At 72.1% G+C, this 18,751-nt stretch carries 14 protein-coding genes; 10 read left to right on the top strand and 4 right to left on the bottom strand.

Features of this window, described 5'->3' with window-relative positions; all coding sequences use genetic code 11:
• The first annotated feature begins 166 nt into the window (after nt 1-166).
• From drmA to HZS56_RS01140, 6 genes are read left to right on the top strand one after another with little or no spacing between them, the layout of a single operon-like run.
• Nucleotides 167-4,003 (top strand): DISARM system helicase DrmA, encoded by a 3,837-nt coding sequence (drmA, locus tag HZS56_RS01165; protein ID WP_216718726.1) that lies wholly within the window; start codon nt 167-169, stop codon nt 4,001-4,003.
• A complete protein-coding gene (gene drmB, locus HZS56_RS01160) occupies nt 4,000-5,895 on the top strand; it encodes an MrfA Zn-binding domain-containing protein (protein WP_216718725.1) in 1,896 nt (631 codons plus the stop codon). Before drmA ends, drmB begins: the two co-directional genes overlap by 4 nt.
• The gene (gene drmC / locus HZS56_RS01155; protein ID WP_216718724.1) at nt 5,892-6,656 is read left to right on the top strand and encodes a DISARM system phospholipase D-like protein DrmC; all 765 of its coding nucleotides are present in this window, start codon (nt 5,892-5,894) and stop codon (nt 6,654-6,656) included. The genes drmB and drmC overlap by 4 nt, the downstream gene beginning before the upstream one ends.
• Nucleotides 6,653-7,108, top strand: coding sequence for a CBM20 domain-containing protein (locus tag HZS56_RS01150; protein WP_216718782.1), 456 nt, complete (start codon nt 6,653-6,655; stop codon nt 7,106-7,108). The genes drmC and HZS56_RS01150 overlap by 4 nt, the downstream gene beginning before the upstream one ends.
• Nucleotides 7,105-8,196 carry a C40 family peptidase gene (locus tag HZS56_RS01145; RefSeq protein ID WP_216718723.1) on the top strand — a complete coding sequence of 364 codons (1,092 nt, stop codon included), beginning with the start codon at nt 7,105-7,107 and terminating at the stop codon, nt 8,194-8,196. The genes HZS56_RS01150 and HZS56_RS01145 overlap by 4 nt, the downstream gene beginning before the upstream one ends.
• A gap of 4 nt (nt 8,197-8,200) precedes the next feature.
• Nucleotides 8,201-9,106 (top strand): hypothetical protein, encoded by a 906-nt coding sequence (locus tag HZS56_RS01140; protein WP_216718722.1) that lies wholly within the window; start codon nt 8,201-8,203, stop codon nt 9,104-9,106.
• A gap of 39 nt (nt 9,107-9,145) precedes the next feature.
• Here the strand turns inward: HZS56_RS01140 and HZS56_RS01135 are convergent, their stop codons facing one another.
• From HZS56_RS01135 to HZS56_RS01125, 3 genes are read right to left on the bottom strand one after another with little or no spacing between them, the layout of a single operon-like run.
• Nucleotides 9,146-9,787: a DAK2 domain-containing protein gene (locus tag HZS56_RS01135; protein WP_216718721.1), complete on the bottom strand. Its 642-nt coding sequence runs from the start codon at nt 9,785-9,787 to the stop codon at nt 9,146-9,148.
• On the bottom strand, nt 9,784-10,791 hold the full coding sequence (locus tag HZS56_RS01130; RefSeq protein WP_216718720.1) for a dihydroxyacetone kinase subunit DhaK: 1,008 nt from the start codon (nt 10,789-10,791) through the stop codon (nt 9,784-9,786). Before HZS56_RS01130 ends, HZS56_RS01135 begins: the two co-directional genes overlap by 4 nt.
• On the bottom strand, nt 10,788-12,164 hold the full coding sequence (locus tag HZS56_RS01125) for an MFS transporter (protein ID WP_216718719.1): 1,377 nt from the start codon (nt 12,162-12,164) through the stop codon (nt 10,788-10,790). Before HZS56_RS01125 ends, HZS56_RS01130 begins: the two co-directional genes overlap by 4 nt.
• Before the next feature lie 197 nt (nt 12,165-12,361).
• On the opposite strand from HZS56_RS01125, the gene HZS56_RS01120 reads away from it, so the two are divergent.
• From HZS56_RS01120 to HZS56_RS01105, 4 genes are all read left to right on the top strand, one after another.
• Nucleotides 12,362-13,222: a dihydrodipicolinate synthase family protein gene (locus HZS56_RS01120; RefSeq protein ID WP_253913535.1), complete on the top strand. Its 861-nt coding sequence runs from the start codon at nt 12,362-12,364 to the stop codon at nt 13,220-13,222.
• 117 nt (nt 13,223-13,339) lie between these two features.
• The gene (locus HZS56_RS01115; RefSeq protein WP_253913534.1) at nt 13,340-14,038 is read left to right on the top strand and encodes a GntR family transcriptional regulator; all 699 of its coding nucleotides are present in this window, start codon (nt 13,340-13,342) and stop codon (nt 14,036-14,038) included.
• Between the two features lie 120 nt (nt 14,039-14,158).
• A complete protein-coding gene (locus tag HZS56_RS01110) occupies nt 14,159-15,565 on the top strand; it encodes an aldehyde dehydrogenase (NADP(+)) (RefSeq protein WP_216718717.1) in 1,407 nt (468 codons plus the stop codon).
• A gap of 156 nt (nt 15,566-15,721) precedes the next feature.
• A complete protein-coding gene (locus HZS56_RS01105) occupies nt 15,722-16,891 on the top strand; it encodes a DUF418 domain-containing protein (protein ID WP_216718716.1) in 1,170 nt (389 codons plus the stop codon).
• 406 nt (nt 16,892-17,297) lie between these two features.
• Here the strand turns inward: HZS56_RS01105 and HZS56_RS01100 are convergent, their stop codons facing one another.
• On the bottom strand, nt 17,298-18,749 hold the full coding sequence (locus HZS56_RS01100; RefSeq protein WP_216718715.1) for a short-chain fatty acid transporter: 1,452 nt from the start codon (nt 18,747-18,749) through the stop codon (nt 17,298-17,300).
• Nucleotides 18,750-18,751: the final 2 nt, after the last annotated feature.

Raw genomic sequence — 18,751 nt, 5'->3', positions numbered from 1 at the left:
GCGACGGTCGGGACCAGCCTAGAGACTACGGCCGACCGGAATGACCAAGCATCACATATTCGTTGTGTGAACTGAGTCAACGGTCTATTCTTCAGTGCTGTCACACCTGTGATCCCGCTCGTGCTCCACTCGTGCTCCATCGGATCCGTCCGGAAGGACCCACCGCATGCCGGCCCAGCCTGCCCAGGCCGCTGTCCCACACCCGCTCGACGAAGTGCCCCAGACGTTTCGTGCCGGGGACTCGTACGACGTGCGGGACGGACTCGTCACCTACGTCCGCCGCGATCTGCTGGGCCCCTGGGACGGAGCGACCGAAACCCTGCCGAGCGCCTCGTCCGGGCCGCGCGACCGGTATCTCGTGGGCATGCTCGGTCCGCGGCCCCAGACCGGCACCGCCGACCGGATCGCCCTCGTGGCCGCGCAGAGCGCGGACGGGGAGTCGGGCGACGAGCAGGAGGGCGACGACAGCGAACTGCAGGAGCGGCTGACCCCGCAGGCCGCCGGGCACATCTGGGCCTCCTCCATGGGGCTGTCCTTCACGGTCCCCGCTTCCGTCGGCACGCTCAGCGTCACCGCCCGCTGGGGCCGCTACACGCAGTCGGAGGAGGCCACCGACCGCGGCACGACGCGCAGGGTCTGGTCGCGCGAGCCGGTCGAGCACCCGGTGGACATCGACGTGACGGGCGCGACGGACCACACCGTCGGACTCGAGGAGGGAGAGGCCGTCCTCGACGTACAGGTGCGCCGGCACACCGGCCGGGCCGGCACCGAGGACCTCCGGGTCGTCGAACTCGCCCTGGTGAACCGGCAGGAGGACAGCCGTGAGGCCCGGGACGCCCGCTGGCTCTTCCAGACGGAGATCGACGTCACCGCCTTCCCGGACGACCAGGCGGCGGTCTTCTGCCCGGTCGATGACCCACTCGACCCCGCCGGCCGCGGCAACGGCACCGAGGACGCCGAGGAGGACAGGCTCCGGCTCCTCTACCGGGACAGCCTCAGCCACGCCAAGGGCCGCAACGTCGCCGTGCACGCGCAGGTGCGCGACGGCGAACGCAACGCGCACCGCCTCACGACCGCCTGGCTGCCCGAGTACGACGTCCGGGCCACCACCGCACCGACCGTCGGGGAGCAGGACCTCCTCCGCGGGCTCGAACTCGGCATGGACGAACTCGCGGCCCTCGCGGTGCCCGCCCGCCGGACCGAACTGAGCGCCGCTCTCGCCCCGCTCGCCGACGGCTACGGAGCCTGGCTCGAACAGCAGCGCGCCAAGGCCCGTTCGCTCCCCGACGACCTGCGCGCCTCGGCCGACGTCGCTATCGACCAGGCACTGGAGATCTGCGACCGCACAACCCTCGGCATCGACCGGCTAGTGGCCGACGACACCGCTCTGGAGGCCTTCCGGTTCGCCAACCGGGCCATGGCACTCCAGCGCCGCAACACCGCGATCGCCACCGCCCGCGCCGGACGCGAGGACGACCACGCCTCCTACCAGGAGGCCCACGATCGGATCCACGCGCAAGGCAAGCAGGCAGCCAGCTGGCGCCCCTTTCAGCTTGCCTTCGTCCTGCTGAACCTCGACTCCCTCAGCCGGCCCGGGCACCCCCATCGCGGCACCGGCCGCGAAGCACTCGTCGACCTGCTGTTCTTCCCGACCGGTGGCGGCAAGACCGAGGCCTACCTCGGCCTCGCTGCGTACACGTTCGCGCTGCGGCGCCTGCAGGGCACGATCGGCTCCGGCACCGAGGCACGCAGCGGTGAGGCGGGCGTCGGCGTCCTCATGCGCTACACCCTGCGCCTGCTGACCGCCCAGCAGTTCCAGCGTGCCGCCGCCCTGGTCAGCGCCTGCGAAGTGCTGCGCCGCGAGGAGTTCGCCCGGGACGCCCGCTGGGGCGCCACCCCGTTCCGTATCGGACTGTGGGTGGGAACCTCCGTCTCGCCCAACTGGTTCGGCGAGGCCAAGGACCAGATCGCCGAGGCCCGGGAGAACGCGAGTGACAAGCACGCCCGCGTCCTGCAGGTCCTCACCTGCCCGTGGTGCGGCACCGGACTGACCGCCCGCTCCCACATGGAGTACGACGAGGCGCGGCGCCGCGTCCTGCTGTACTGCCCGCGCGGGGAGGGCGAGGACCGCTGCCCCTTCTCCCGGCGCACGTCGCCCGGCGAGGGCATCCCGGTGCTCACGGTCGACGAGGAGATCTACCGGCTCGCCCCGGCCCTGCTGATCGCCACCGTGGACAAGTTCGCCCAGCTGCCCTGGAACGGGTACGCCGGCCTGCTGTTCGGCAGGGTCACCGAACTGTGCCCGCGGCACGGCTACCGCCACGACGACCTCGACGCCAAGACCGGCTGCGGCAGCCGCCACAACGCCAGGGGAGACCTGCCCGGCGTCACCGCACAGCCGGTGACGCGCCTGCGTCCCCCGGACCTGATCATCCAGGACGAGCTGCACCTGATCTCCGGCGCCCTCGGCACCACCGTCGGCCTCTTCGAATCCGCCGTCGATCAGTTGTGCACCTGGAGCGTCACCGACGCCCAGGGGCTACGTCACGAGACCGCGGCCAAGATCGTCGCCTCCACTGCGACGACCAAACGGGCCGCCGACCAGGTGCGGGGCGTCTTCGGACGCAAGGTGGCCGTCTTCCCGCCACAGGTCCTCGACGTCGGGGACACGTTCTTCTCCCGGCAGGTCGAGCTGAGCCGCGCCGCCCCCGGCCGGCGGTACCTGGGCGTGTGCGCGCACGGCACCCGCCTCAAGGCCGCCGAGATCCGGGTCGCCGAGATCCTCCTCCTGGCCGGACAGCAGCTCTTCGACGACTACGGCAAGCCGGCCGATCCGTACATGACCCTGGTCGGCTACTTCAACGCGACCCGTGAACTCGCGGGCATGCGGCGCTACATGGACGACGACATCACGACCCGGGTGCGTTCCAACGGCAGCCGCCGGGGCCAGAACACACTGGCCGACCGCATCGTGAGCCGCACCGGCATGCTCGGCATCCAGGAACTGACCTCACGCATCTCCTCCTCCGACATCGGTGCCGCACTCAAGCGCCTGGAGACCGAGTTCGATCCCGAGCGGGACACCTCCGACCGCCGACGCGCCTTCCTGCGGGAGTACGCGGTCGCCGCGAAGGAGAAGCGGGAGCCCCGGGCCGCCATGACGCCGCTCGCCCGGCAGGCGGTCGACGCCGTCCTGGCCACCTCCATGCTCCAAGTGGGTGTCGACGTCTCCCGGTTCGGACTGATGCTGGTCGTCGGCCAGCCGAAGAACACCGCCGAGTACATTCAGGCGTCCTCGCGCGTCGGCCGTGACGCCTCGCGGCCCGGTCTCGTCGTCACCCTCTACAACTGGTCACGCCCCCGCGACCTCGCCCACTACGAGGACTTCGAGCACTACCACGCCACCTTCTACCGCCGGGTCGAGGCTCTCTCCGTCACCCCATTCACCCGCCGCGCTCTCGACCGGGGGGTCGCCGCCACCTACGTGGCGGCGCTGCGTCAGGCGTCCCCCGACACCTCACGCAACCTGGACGCCCAGCATGTCGATCTCGACGGGTCGCTCGCCAGGGACGTCGAACGCCGGCTGCTGGAACGCGCGGAACGGGTGGGAGACGACCTCTCCCGTCAGTACCTGAGCGAACGGCTGGACCGGCTGAAGGACGAGTGGCGCCGCAAGCGGGACGAGAACAGCGCGGCTCTCGGCTACCGCAAGGAGAAGCACAAGACCACCGTCGTGAACGGGCTGCTCCGACGGGCGGACGGATCCCGCTGGACCGAACTGACCGTCGGCATGTCGATGCGCGAGACGGAGAACGAGATCAACCTCCTGCTGCCCGGCGGCGGAGCCTCCCTCGAAGACCCCTCGGGCGGCGGCCCGGACTGGGACTTCGGAGCGGCCGACACAGACACCGGCGCCGACACCGACTCCGACCTGGCGGCGACCGTGGACAGCGACGAGTACGGACCCACCACCGCGGACACGCCCAGGAGGGCACAGCGATGACCACTCGGACGAACCGCAGGGTCGGAGCTGTCCGCCCCAGTCACCTCATGTTCACCGCCGGTGTCGGCTCCCTCGTCGACCTGCCGAACTTCTCCGTACTCGTCAGGGGACTCGACGCCTGGAGCTACTCCGGCATCACCGACTACGACATCGACGAACCCCGGCTGCGCGCGGCCGTCAACCGCTCGCTCCAGCGCTACGGACGCGGGCAGATCGAGCAGTTGCGCGCCGCCCCGTGGCTGGAGGGGGCGGACACGGATCCCATGGGCTGGGCGGCGCAGGGGGTCGGAGTGCCCGCCGCACCGTTCCCGCAGTGGCTGCGCTGCACCGCCTGCAACGTCCTCGCCGCCATCGACTCCGACGAGTTCACCTTCCTCAACGGCAACGCGCGTGCGCCGCACGAGGCCAAGTTCGTCCACGACTGCAAGCGGGGCAAGCCCCCGCTCGCCGTGGCCGCCCGCTTCACCCTCGTGTGCACGGAGGGCCACCTCGACGAGTTCCCCTACACCCCGTACGTCCACCACGGGCAGGCCTGCGGCAGGATCCCCCGGCCCAAGCTGCGCATGAAGGACCACGGCGGCAACCAGGCCGCCAACGTCACCATCGAATGCGTCGCCTGCGGCGCCAAGCGCAACATCCGGGAGGCCATGGGCGAACGCGGGCGCCGCCATCTGCCCCACTGCCGCGGCCGCCATCCGCACCTGGGCACCTACGCGCCGAACGGCTGCGACCAGAAGTCGGTACTGATGGTCGCTGGCGCCTCCAACCAGTGGTTCCCGCTCACCCTCAGCGCCCTTGCGCTGCCCAAGGCACAAGGGGGCGACATCGACAAACTGCTCGACGACCACTGGCCGGAGCTCGAGAAGGTGGAGGACCGGAGCGAGCTCGCTTTCATGGCGCGGCTGCCCCAGTTCGGTTTCCTCAAGGAGTTCGACGCCGACGCCGTCTTCGCGGCCGTCGCGGCCCGCAAGCAGGGGACCGAGGGACCGGCTCCGTCCGCCCCTGACGTCCAGGCCGACCTCTTCCGACCCGAATGGGAGGCTCTGTCCGGCCCGGTCCCGCCGCCCAGTGACGACTTCGCCCTCAGACCCGTCTCCGTCCCGGCGCCGCTGGGCGAACTCCTCTCGGACGTCCGCCAGGTCGAGCGGCTTCGCGAGGCGCGCGCCCTGATCGGTTTCACCCGGCTCGACGCCCCCGACCCCGAGTCACCTGAGATCGCCACCCGCGTCGACCTGTCGCGGGGCACGCAGAACTGGGTGCCGGCCAGCGAGGTCCGCGGAGAGGGGGTCTTCGTCCGGGTGCGGGACGACCTCATGACGCAGTGGGTGGCGCGCATGGAGAAGTCGCCGCAGATGGAGGCGCACCGGGAGGCCTACGGCCGGTTCCGCACCAACCGGAAGTCGGACCGCAAGACGAGTGACTTCGACCCGTTCCACGGTTGGCCCGGGGCTCGCTACATCGCCCTGCACACCCTCTCCCACCTGCTGATCCGCACCATCGCCCTCGAATGCGGTTACAGCTCGGCCTCCCTGGCCGAACGGATCTACGCCGGCGACGAACAGAACCCGAGGACGGGAATCCTGATCTACACCTCCGTCCCGGACTCGGAGGGCACCCTCGGTGGCCTGGTCTCCTTGGCCGAGGAACGCGAGTTCGGCCGGATCGTCCGCAGGGCCCTGGCCGACGCAGGGCACTGCTCGGCCGACCCGCTCTGCTCGGAGCGCCTGCCCCACGACCCGGGTGACTACCTCCACGGGGCGGCCTGCCACGTCTGCCTCTTCGTCTCCGAGACCACGTGCGAGCGTGCCAACCGGTTCCTGGACCGCCGCTTCCTCGTTCCGCTGTCCGGGGACAAGGAGCAGATACTGACACCGGTCGGTCTGCTGCCGTGAGCCGGCGCGAGTTCGAGACCGCGGCGGAGTCCGCCGTCGCGGTCCTCGGCCTGTCCCGGAGCAAGGACCTAGCCGGCCTGCTGGCACGTCGAGGAAGCAGGGAGCGTGCCCGGGCCGAACTCACCGGCCCCGGAGCCGACATGGCCGTGGCAGAGCTGTACGACGCGATGGAGCGAGCCTCGGTGCCGCTCGCCGAGGCAGCTGCCTACGTGCGGGGCTATGTCGCGGCCATGCTGCGGGCCCGGGACAGGGTACGGGTCCGCACGGTGTGGAGCGGCCCGTCCACGCCGGGCGTACCGGTGCGGGCGACCGCCCAGGTGCTGGCCGACGTCATCGACGAGGCCCAGGACGAGCTGCTCGCCATGACCTATGCGGCCCGCCCGTACCCAGCTCTGACCCGGGCTCTCGCATCGGCTGTGGCACGGGGCGTGAGGATCCATGTCGTGGTCGAGACGCTGGCCGGCGCGAACGGACTCCTGGGGGGCCGGGAACCGGCCGAGGCGTTCAGGTCCGTTCCCGGACTGAGCGTGTGGCACTGGGCCCGGGACCCCGACGGCCACCCTCACTCGCGCCAGCACGCCAAGCTCGCGGTGGCCGACCGCCGTACGCTGTTCCTGGGCAGCGCCAACCTGACCGAGTCCGCGGTCCACCGCAACATCGAGGCAGGAGTGCTGGTGAACGGGGGCGAAGCACCGCGACGAGCGGCTGAGCACATCATCGAGCTGCAACGTCTGGGCTCGCTGAAGCCGTTGCGGCCGTGAGCAACCGTGCGGCGCGACGCGTGGGGCCGACAGCGATCGCCGGTGGCCTCGACGACCTGCTCTCCCTCGGTGTCGACGACTTCCTCATCGACGCGGCCAAGCACGTGGCCGCCGCCCACCTGGCCGTCACGAGTACCGACATGTCCTTCGAGTGCGAGTACATCCGCAAGGGTGAGTCGGGCAACGGCACCTGGCAGAGCGGTGTCAACCGGGCCGCTACGGCGTATTCCACCAAGATCACCCTCTATGACATCGGGTGCAACTATTCTTTGGCCCTGCAAGAGTTGCCCGTGAGCAAGGTGACACGCGTGGGCACGTGGGGAGGGGGTGATCGGGGGAAGGTAGTGTGTTCAAGGCTCGAACGGCCCTCCACGCGACCCGTGGTGGCGACCGCGGTGGCAGCCGTCCGTCTGAGCCGCCCGCTCGCGACGTCTGGAATCTGGAGAGCATGAACGTGTCGACCGGCGGCAGACGCTCACGGACCCGGGGCGCCACCGCGGCCCTCGTCTGCGCGATAGCCCTGTTCCCCGGCCCCAGTTACGCGGACCCGGGCGAACCCGGCTCGCCGAACGGCAAGTCGATCGAGGACATCCGCGACGAACTGGACGGCCTTTACCACGAGGCGGAGATCGCCACCGAGGCGTACAACGCCGCCAACGAGAAGGCCACCGAGCAGGAGAAGCGGCTGGCGTCGCTGCGCAAGGACCTGACCCGCGCCGAGAAACGGGTGGAGAAGCTGCACGCCCTCGCGGGCGCCGCCGCCCGTACCCAGTACCGCGGCGGCGATCTCGCCGCCACCGGCATCCAGTTGCTGCTTGGCGACCACCCCGAGCAGGCCCTCGACGAGGCGTCCCAGGCACGCCAGGCCATGCGGGGCGTGGCCAACGTCGCCGAGACCCAGGAGGCCGCCCGCAAGGAACTGGACGGGCAGACCGAAGCGGCCGACAAGGAACTGGGCAAGCTGAAGAAAAGCCGTTCGGACAAGGCCGCGTCGAAGGAGAAGATCGAGAAGAAGATCGCCGCGGCCGAGCGGATGGAAGCGGGACTGGAGGAGGAACAGACCCGCAGGCTGGCCGAGTTGGAGGAAGAACGGAACAGGCAGGCCGAGGCCGAGTGGACCGGCCCCTCGAAGTCCGGTGGCGGCGGTGGCTCGACCGGCACCGGGAAGGGCGGCGGGACACCTGCGAGCGGAGCGGCCGGCAAGGCCGTGGGCTTCGCCATGGCGCAGATCGGCAAACCGTACGTGTGGGGCGCCGTGGGCCCCTCGTCGTACGACTGCTCCGGACTCACCTCCGCCGCGTGGGCCGCGGCCGGCCACCCCATCCCCCGTACCTCGCAGGCACAATGGGCGGGGCTGAGCCGCGTGAGCCTGTCCTCCGCCCGGCCCGGAGACCTGATCATCTACTACAGCGGCGCCACCCACGTGGGCATGTACATCGGAGACGGACAGATGGTCCACGCCCCGCGGCCGGGCCGCAGCGTGACGACCGCGCCCGTCGCCATCATGCCCGTCCTGGGCGTCGTACGACCCGGAGCCTGAGCGGATGACCCACTCGCTGACCCCCCGTGACGAGGGCAACCTGCCCGTGCTCGGCGCCACGCCGCTGATCCGGCTCGACGCCTACGTGGCGGAGGACGGGTCGACGGTGGTCAACGGTCACCTGCTGGAGATGGGCGGCATGCGGCCGCCCAACGAGGCGATCCTCGACGCCGTCGCCATGTTCGCGCGCACCCTGCGGGCCCCCGTCGCGGCCACCGTCATCGACCGCACCGTGCAGCAGGTGGCGCGGCTGCGGGTCCACCCCGACGGCTCCAGCCGGACCATCGCCGACGAGGAGGACCTGCCGCCCGGTCGCGAGCGCACCGCCGCCGAGGAGGAGTCCTTCCCTCCGCTGGCCCGCGTCGAGCGGATCATCCAGCACGCGCAGCGCGAGGAGCTGCACGCCGCGTTCGTCCTCGCCAGCGCCCTGCGCGAGCACCTCACCCTGCGCCGGGGCGCGGAGGACGAGCTCTCGCTGGAGGCGAGGGCGATCGAGGCGTACCTGGCGTTCCTGCGCGGCGACTACATGCTCTCCACCGTGCTCGCGCTGACCGTCGCCCGCATCCGCTGCCGTACGGACATGACCCGCGCCGCGCCCGAGGTGGCGCGCGCGACCGCGGCCTGGCAGCGGCTGTTCGACGAGGGCCAGGTCGCCACCCGCGGGCAGGAACTGCTGCACATGTGGGAGCGGCTGTCCGAGGCGAACCTGCTGCAGGACCCCGCCCACCAGGCCATGGCCCAGGCGGTGCGTCACCGGCTCGCGCACGGCGACCGGCCCGTGCCGCCTCCCGCTCCCGCCACCGCGGCGGCCCTGCCCCCGGGCGGTCAGGGACCGGCGGCCCCCGAGGACAAGCCCCTCAAACCCACCCGCCGAGGACTGCGCCGCTTCACCCGCCGAGCGGCCCGCTGAAAGCGGTCCGGTCGGGTCCCGCGGCCGGCCGCCGCGCGGTCAGTTCGGCGGCGCCTCGTCCGGCAGGCCGGGCAGGTGATCCGTGAGCTCGCCCGGTGCCCGGCCGTCGGCCCGCGCGCGGGACCAGAACAGCAGGGCGACACCGAGGGCGCCGGGGTCGGGGTGACCGACGGCGCGCTCGCCGACGTAGGAGGCGCGTCCGCGGCGGGCGCGCAGCGCGGCGGTGGACCGGGCGCCGTCGAGGGCGGCCACGGCCACGTCCCGGGCATCGGCCCCCGCCTGGAGGGCGTCCCGGGCGGGAGCGAGGGCGTCGACCATCGTGCGGTCGCCCGGTTCGGCCTCGCCGACGCGCTGGATCGCCGCCAGGCCCTCGCGGACCCCGGTGACCCACGCGTCCTGGCCGGGAGAGGCCGCGTGCGCCCGGGCCAGCTCCTGGAAGAGCAGACCGATCAGGGGGCCGCTGGTGCCGCCGACCTCGTCGAGGAACACGGCGGCGGCCACGGTGTAGGGCGGCTCGTCCGGGTGGGCGTCGAGGGCGCCGGTGACGCGGTCGAGCCCCTCGCAGAGGTTGTCGCCGAAGTCGCCGTCGCCGGAGAGCTGGTCCAGTGCGGTGAGCGTCTCGTAGGCGGTGTGTGCCGCGTCGGCGTAGGTGCGCAGCACGAGGCTCGGATCGGTGGTCATCGGACGGCCTCCTGTGCGGGGAAGGCGACGGTGCGGGCGGGGGCGTGCCAGTGGGCGGCCCAGTCGTCGCGCAGGGCGGTCAGGGTGAGGGAGAAGCCGCTCATGTCGAGCGCGGGCACGTAGGAGCCGACCAGGCGGCCGGCCACGTCCAGGCCGCGTTCGCCCAGCAGCCGGGAGACCCGGGCGTGGACGGCGTGCAGCTCCAGCAGGGTGGTCGCCCCGAGGCCGTTGACGAGCAGCAGGACGGACCGGGCCGTGTCGGGCAGCGCGTCGGCGACCTGGTGGGTCATGCGGTCGACGAGCTGCTCGAAGCCGGGGTGCTCCACGGTGGTGGCGGCGCGCTCGCCGTGGATGCCGACGCCGTACTCGAGGGTGCCCTCCGGCAGCGGGAACGCCGCTCCGCCGCGTGCGGGCGAGGTCTGGGCGCGTGCGGCGACCGCGAGGCTGCGGGAGGCCGCGGTGATCCGGGCACCCAGCTCGGCCAGCTCGTCGAGTCCGGCGCCGGCGTCGGCGGCGGCGCCGAGGAGCTTCTCCACGATCACGGTGGCGCCGGTGCCGCGGCGGCCGGTCGCGGTCTCGTCGCTCTCGGTGGCGAGGTCGTCGTCGACCAGGACGCGGGCGACGGGGATGCCGTCGGCCCGCAGGCGTTCGGCGGCGATGCCGAAGTTGATGCGGTCGCCGGTGTAGTTCTTGACGATGTGCAGGACCCCGTCCGGGCCCGCTACGGCCTTGGACGCCTCGTAGACCTGCCGGTTGTGCGGGGAGGCGAAGACGCGGCCGGGCGCGGCGGCGTCCAGCATCCCGGCGCCGACGAATCCGGTGTGCAGCGGCTCGTGGCCGGAGCCGCCGCCGGAGACGAGCCCGACGCGCCGGCCGGGGTGCCGTTCGCGGGCGGTGACGTAGAGCGGGTCCTCGTGGAGGGTGAGCAGCCCCGGGTGGGCCAGGGCCAGGCCGCTGAGGGCCTCCTCGACGGGCTTTTCGGAGGGAAGGAACAGGCGGTTCACGAGACCTGGGTCCTTTCGGCGCGGTGACTGGGATCCGGTGCGGTGTCCGGTGCGGTGTCCGCCCCGGACAGGGCGGGTCCGGGCGTCTCGCCGGCCCGCAGCCGGGTGGCGGCCAGACCGGAGAGGACGGCGACCCCGACGCAGTAGGCGATCAGCCACGACCAGTGGCCGCCGGCCACGGACAGCAGGGCGGTGCCGATGAGCGGGGAGAGCCCGCCGCCGAGGGTGGCGCCGATCTGCTGGGTCACGGACAGCCCGGTGTAGCGGACGTTGACCGGGTACAGGTTGGCGAACAGCGCGCCCTGCGCGCCGTACATCGCGGCGTGTCCGACGCCGAGTCCCAGCGTCATGCCGACGGCGTAGCCCCAGAACTGGCCCGTCTCGATCAGGAGGAAGAAGGGCAGGGCGAGGACGGCCTGGAAGGCCGCGCCGAAGACGTACACCTTGCGCCGGCCGATGCGGTCGGAGAGTGCCCCGAAGTAGGGGAGCGTGAAGCACTCGACGGCGCAGGCGATGAGCACGGCGAGGAGGACGGGTCCCTTGGCGAGGTCGAGTTCGGTGGTGACGTAGGTGATGGCCACCACGTAGTAGATGTTGAACAGACCGCTCTCGGCGATCTTGGCCAGCACGGAGAGGACGACCGTGGCCGGCTGGCGGGTGAGGACCTGCTTCACCGGCAGGCTCTGCACCTCGCGGTCCTCGCGCATCTTTTCGAACTCGGGGCTCTCGGTGACGTGCAGCCGCATCCAGATGCCGACGCCGACCAGGAGGATGCTGGCGAGGAACGGCAGGCGCCAGGCCCAGGAGTCGTAGGCGCCCGAGGGCAGGGTGGAGTCGAGGACGGTGACCAGGCCCACCGGGATCAGGACGCCGGCCGGGGTGCCGATGTGGACCAGTGAGGTGAAAAAGCCCTGGCGGGAGCGGGGACTGTACTCCAGGGCCATCAGGACGCCGCCGCCGTACTCGCCGCCCATGCCGAGGCCCTGGACCAGCCGGATCAGGACCAGCAGGATCGGCGCCGCGATGCCGATGCTGTCGTAGGAGGGCAGCAGGCCGATCGCGAACGTGCCGATGCCCATCATGAGCATGGTGATGATGAGGACGTTCTTGCGGCCGAGGCGGTCGCCGAAGTGTCCGAAGAGGATGCCGCCCAGCGGCCGGGCGGCGTACCCGACGAAGTAGGTGGCGAAGGCGGCGAGGGTGCCCACCAGGGGAGAGGCGTCGGGGAAGAAGATCTTGTCGAAGACCAGTGCTGCGGTGGTCGCGTACAGCGTGAAGTCGTAGTACTCGACGGTGGTTCCCAGGGCGCTGGCCGTGACGACCTTGCGCAGGGAGGTCTCCCGGGAAGCGGGTGTAGCGGCCGGTTGGGGCATGCTCGCTCCATTGCGATGGCGGCTCGGACGACACGGTGGGACCTCCCCTCAGTGTGGGAGAACGGGCCGTGTCCGGAAAGCGGTGGTTCTGCTGGGGCAGTACCGCGTGCTAGCATCTGATGCATCAGACATTACATCCGCACTTTGATTGCGGCAATACCCGGGAGGCGCACGTGAAGGACGTCAAGCTCGGCGGGATGATTTCCACCGTTGTCACGCCGTTCGACGAGAACGACCAGGTCAACCTCGACCTGCTGCGCGGCGAGGTCAAGTACCTCCTCGACCAGGGTGTGACCGCCATCTGCGCCTGCGGCAGCACCGGCGAGGGCCAGACGCTCTCCCTGGAGGAGAGCGCCGCCATCTGCGCCACCGTCGTCGACGAGGTCGACGGTCGAGTTCCGGTCATCGGTGGCGTCATCCAGAATTCCACCGCCCAGGCGAAGCGCTACTCCCTCGCCCTGAAGGAGGCGGGCGTCGACGCGCTCCAGGTCACTCCGGTGCACTACGTCTTCGCCCCCTCGCCCGAGGAGACCGTCGCCCACTACCGCGAGATCGGCGAGGCCACCGACCTGCCGATCGTGCTGTACAACGTGGTGCCCTGGGCGCTGGTCCCGGTGGACACCATCGAGCTGCTGCGCGACGTCCCGCAGGTCACCGCCGTCAAGCAGTCCGGCGGCGACATCCACCTCCTCGCCGACCTGCTGCACCGGATGCGCGACCGGTTCACCGTGCTCGCCGCCCTCGACGACCTGCACTACCCGGCGTTCGTCATGGGCGCCCACGGTGCCCTCGCCGCCATCCCCACCGTCACGCCGCGCCTCAGCGTCGAGCTGTGGGACGCCGTCCAGGCCGGCGACCACACCAGGGCCCTGGAGCTGCACGAGCGGATCCTCACCGTCTGGCGGGCCATCGACGCCCCGAACCTGCCCGCCACCATCAAGGCCGCCCTCGAACTCCAGGGCCGCTCGGCCGGCCTGCCGCGCCGCCCGTTCCGGCCCGCCACGGACGCCGAGCGCGAGCGCATCCGCACTGCCCTGGAAGCCGCTAGGCTGATCTGACCGATCTCCATCTGATCGATCAGATGCTGTGTTTCACCGGCGCCGGAGCCGCGTCGTCCGGCGCCGGAGCGACCGTATGGAGAAGACCGGAGCGACCGTTGGAGAAGAAGGGCGATCATGGCCACCCCCTCCGTCCGTAGCCGCAGCGGCCCCGCGCCCCTGGTGGTGGAGTCGATCTCCGAGCAGCTCTACACGATCCTGTGCGAGCGGATCACGACCGGTGTGTACGCGCCCGGCTCCCGGATGGACCCCCAGGCCATCGCGAAGGAGTTCGGCGTCTCCCGCACCCCGGTCCGCGACACGCTCGTACGCCTGGAGCACGACCGCCTCGTGGAGACCCGCCCCCGCTCCGGCACCTTCGTCACCCGGCCCTCGCGCCAGGACGTCCACGAGGTGTGCCAGCTGCGCAAGGGCCTGGAGTGGCTGGCCACCGGCGTCGCCGCCCGGGCGATGCCCCTGGAGCAGATCACCGACCTGCGCGAGGAGGCCGTCGCCGCGCTGCGCGCCGCCGAGCGGGGGGACTACGAGCCGTTCTTCGCGAGCGACACCCGCATCCACCGCGAGATCATCACGCACACCGACAACAGCCGCCTGATCGCGGCCCGCGAGTCGGTCGAGCCGTTCGTGTACTGGCTGCGGGTCCTCGGCGCCACCGGCCCGCACCGCCTCGCCGGCTCCACCCGGCGCCACCTCGAGATCCTGGACGCCATGGCCGCCCGCGACATCGCGACCGCCCAGGAGGCCGCCGCGCTCCACCTCAGCGAGGTCGAGGAGTGGACACTGGCCGACATGGCCTCCCACGACATCGTCACCTGAGCCGTCGGCACACCGTCACCCGAGCCGTCGGCACACCGTCACCTGTTCCGTCGACACATCGACATGCTGACCCGTCGACGGGTCGCCCCGTCGCCCCGTCGACCGTTACGAGGTCCCCTCATGAGCACCACCCTGCCCGCGACCGCCCCGACCCTCGACACGGTCCTCGCCCGGGCGGCCACCGCCGCCGCCCCCGCCCGCACCGTCCCGCCCGCGGAACGCGCCCGCCTGCTGACCGCGGTCGCCGACGCGCTCGACGTCGCCACGGACACCCTGGTCCCCGTCGCCCAGCGGGAGTCGCACCTGCCCGAAGCCCGCCTCACCGGCGAACTCGCCCGCACCACCTTCCAGTGCCGGCTCTTCGCGGAGCGCCTCGCGTCCGGCGCCCTGGACGACGTCCGGGTCGACCACGCCGATCCCGACTGGCCGATGGGCGCCCGCCCGGACATCCGCCGCACCACCGTGCCGCTCGGCCCCGTCCTGGTCTTCGCCGCGAGCAACTTCCCCTTCGCGTTCAGCGTCCTGGGCGGCGACACCGTCAGCGCGCTCGCGGCCGGCTGCCCCGTCGTCGTCAAGGCCCACCCCGGCCACCCGGAACTCTCCCGGCTCACCGCCTCCGTCGCCACGGCGGCCCTGGACGACGCCGGAGCCCCCGCCCACCTGCTCCAGCTCGTCGAGGGAGAACGCGAGGGCGCCGACGCCGTACGGGACCCCCGCATCAAGGCCGTCGGTTTCACCGGCTCCACGCGCGGCGGCCGGTACCTCTTCCAACTCGCCGCCGACCGCCCCGACCCCATCCCCTTCTACGGCGAACTCGGCTCCACCAACCCGGTGGTCGTCACTCCGGCGGGCTGGGCCGACCGCGCCGCGGACATCGCCACCGGCTTCGCCGCCTCCTTCACCCTCGGCTCCGGCCAGTTCTGCACCCAGCCCGGCGTCGTCTTCGTCCCCGACGCCGACGCCTTCCTCGCGGCCCTGCCCCCGCTGACGGCCGGCCCGATGCTCGGCGACCGCATCGCCGAGGCCTACGCGACCGCGCTCGACGAGCTCGCCGCCCGCGACGGAGTGACCATGGCCCGGCGCACCGGCGGCGACGCGGACCTGCCGGAGATCGCGCTCCTGCGCACCACCACCGAGGCCGTGCGCGCGGACCCGTCGCTCATCTCCACGGAGGTCTTCGGCCCCGCCTCGCTCCTCGTCGAGTACGGCAGTGTGGACGAGGTCGAGACGGTCCTCGCCGGGTTCGACGGTGCGCTGACCGGCACCGTCCAGGGCGGCCACGCCCTCGACGAGGACGGCCGGCGCCTGCTCGAAGCGCTGGCCGGGCACGCCGGACGCGTCATCTGGAACGAGTGGCCCACCGGCGTCACCGTCAGCGACGCCCAGCAGCACGGCGGCCCCTGGCCCGCCTCCACCGCACCGACCACCACGTCGGTCGGCACGGCGGCGGTGAACCGCTTCCGCCGCCCGGTCGCCTACCAGAACGTCCCGCAGCAGGCCCTGCCGGCGGAGATCCGCGACCGGTAGAACGGCGGCCCGCACGGGGCGTCACGCGCTCGGGCCGGCCCGACGCCAGGGTCCGTCGGTGGGGCAGGCCCCGCCCCGGCCGGTGGGGCAGGCCCCACCGCGGGCTCTCGGGCACACCGGCTCGTGCCGGGCCCCCGCCGTTCCTAGCGTTGTCGCATGACGGACACCCTGCGACCGCGCACCGCACCCCGGTTACTCGATGTCGACGCGCTGCGCGGGTTCGCGCTGTTCGGCATCCTGGTCGTGAACCTCGCGTATTTCGCCTCCGGTTACCCGTTCCACCTCGTCGCCGATCCGGCACACGGCTCCTGGCTGGACCACTCCGTCGAGTTCGGGGTCCGGTTGCTGTTCGAGATGAAGTTCTATCTGCTGTTCTCGTTCCTGTTCGGCTACAGCTTCACCCTGCAGCCGGCCTCCGCGGCCGGTGCCGGCGCGAACTTCACCGCGCGGTTCCTCCGCCGGCTCGGCGGGCTCTTCGTGCTCGGCGGTCTGCATGCGGTGCTGCTGTTCCAGGGCGACATCCTGACCACCTACGCGCTCCTCGGCCTCGTTCTGCTCGCCGTGCGCCGGATCAGGCCGAGGACCGCGGTCGTCGCTGCGGGAGCGATCGTCGGTTTCATGGCGGTCGGGATGGCCGTGGCTGCCCTGGGCGGCGTCGAACTGGTCACCGACCAGAACGTCGCGCTCGCCGACGGTCGCGCGTCGACCGATGCGCTGGCCGGCGGCCTGGGTTCGGTGATCGGCGAGCACCTGCGCTCGCTGCCTGCGATGGCCGGAACTCTCGCGGTGCAGGGCCCGCTCGCGTTCGCCGCGTTCCTCGTCGGGCTGGCCGCCGGCCGGCGGAAGCTGCTCGCCGAGGGAATCGGCAGGCACGCGGTCGCGCTGCGCCGACTGGAGGCGGTCGGGTACCCGGTCGGGCTCGCCGGCGCTCTGGTGTTCGCGATCGGTGGCGGCACCGCCGACCCGGCCGGGCTGGCGGCGAGCATCCTGACCGCGCCGCTGCTGGTCGGCGCCTACGTGGCGACCCTGCTACGGGTGTTCGCCACCCCGCGCGGCAGCCGGCTCGCACGGGCGCTCGCGCCGGCCGGCCGGATGGCGCTGTCGAACTATCTCGGTCAGTCCCTGCTTGGCGTGCTGGTCTTCACCGGCGCAGGCCTCGGGCTGACCGGAGACACGCCGCCGGCGGTCGTGCCGGTCGTCGCCGTCGGCATCTTCGCGGTACAGCTGGAGCTGAGCCGTCGTTGGCTCGGGCGGTACCGGTACGGCCCGGCCGAGTGGGTACTTCGGGCCGTCACGAACGGGGAACGCCCACGGATGCGCTGCTGACCCGTGGCCCACGAGCCGCACTCCCCGACACGGTCCGGGTCGGGGTGGCGCCGGGGGTGGTTCCGGCGGCGGGGTGAAGTGCCCGGTGCCTGGTGCCCGTCCCGGCACCGGGCTGACACAGTGCCCCGACCGCCCGACCGCCCGACCGCCCGACCGCCCGACCGCCCGACCGCCCGACCGCCCGACCGCCCGGCTCCGGCCGCCCCGACGGCCCGGCCCCGACCAGCCGTCCCGGTTGCCCCGGGCCGCCAGGCGAAGCGAGGCCCGGTGAGACGCATGCTTCGGCATCACCGGGACAGACCTCCACGGAGCCGACGGGCGGCAGCGGCCAACACGTCGCCGTCGCCGGGGACATGAGCGGCCGGGTCCGGGCCGGCGCTGCCGCCACCGGCCCGGTGCGCCCCGGTCAGGGCTGGACGGGGGGTGTGTAGGGCAGTGTCAGGGACAGCAGGGTGAGGAGGCCGAGTACCAACGGCAGGAGCGCCACCAGGTAGAGGAAGGTGTAGCCGATGATGTCGCGGGCCTTGAGCTTCAGCACGCCGAGCAGCGGCAGCATCCAGAAGGGGTTGACGAGGTTGGGCAGGGCCTCGGCGGCGTTGTAGATCTGCACCGTCCAACCCAGGTTGACGTGCAGGTCGTTGGCGGCCTGCATCACGTACGGCGCCTCGATGACCCACTTGCCGCCGCCCGACGGGATGAGGAAGCCGAGGACGACGGAGTAGACGCCCATCGTCACCGGGAACAGGCCCGCGGAGCCCGTGCCCGTGAACATCGACGCGAGGTAGTGCGACAGGCTGTCGCCCGAACTGTTGGTGGCCTCGGTCATGATGGCCGCGATACCGGCGTAGAACGGGAACTGGATCAGCACTCCGCCGGTCGCCGGCACGGCCTTCGCGACCGCGGCGACGAACCGGCGCGGACGCCAGTGCAGCAGCATGCCCAGCGTCAGTACCAGCAGGTTGTAGGTGTTGAGGGCGGAGATCGCGACGATGGGGTTCTGGGACGTGAACTCCTGCACGGCCCAGCCGCCGACGAGCGCGACCACGACGAAGGTCAGCAGCGGGCTGTACTCCAGCCACTCCCCGGGCCGGGTGCGCGGCCTGTCCTCCTCCACCGGGTCGGACGGGTCGATGCCCAGGTCGGCGGCGGTGCGCACGCTCTCGCCGCGCGGCGCGGTGACGTAGGCGACCGCGATGCAGGTGACGATCACCGCGGCGGCGAGGGTGAGGGACTGCCAGGTGAAGATTGTCTGGCTGAAGGGGATGACGCCGGTGATGTCGAGGAGTGAGTCGGTCAGGCTCTCGGGGTTGGCCTGCAACTGGGCGGCGGAGGAGCTGAGTCCGAGCGCCCAGCTGCCGCCCAGGCCCAGGTAGGCAGCCGCGGACGCGGCGCGGTAGTCGACGCGCAGGTCCTCCCGCTCCGCGAGCCGGCGCACCAGCAACCCGCTGAAGATGAGGCTGAAGCCCCAGTTGAGCAGCGCGGAGGTGAGGCTGACGGTGGCCACCATGGCGACCGCGGTGCGGTTGGTGGCCGGTATCGCGGCGAGCCGGACGATGACCCGCTGCACGGGACGGGCGGTGGCGACGACGTAGCCGCCGATCGCCACCATCGCCATCTGCATGGTGAACGGGATCAGGTCCCAGAAGCCGTCGCCGAACACGCCCGTGACCTTCGCGGGCGACGAACCGATGGCCAGCGCGGCGACGGCCACGACCGCGACGGCGAGCAGGGCGAAGACCAGCGCGGTGGGGAACCAGCGCTCGGAGAAGGCGGCGCTGCGCGCGGCGGCCCGCGCGAAGACGTTGTCGGTGACGGTGGGACGCTGCGGCTCAGCAGGGGGGACGTGCTGCTGGGTCATCG

This window comes from Streptomyces mayonensis (assembly GCF_018982965.1).
Classification (GTDB): domain Bacteria; phylum Actinomycetota; class Actinomycetes; order Streptomycetales; family Streptomycetaceae; genus Streptomyces; species Streptomyces mayonensis.
This window is presented reverse-complemented; position numbering and strand designations above follow the sequence as displayed.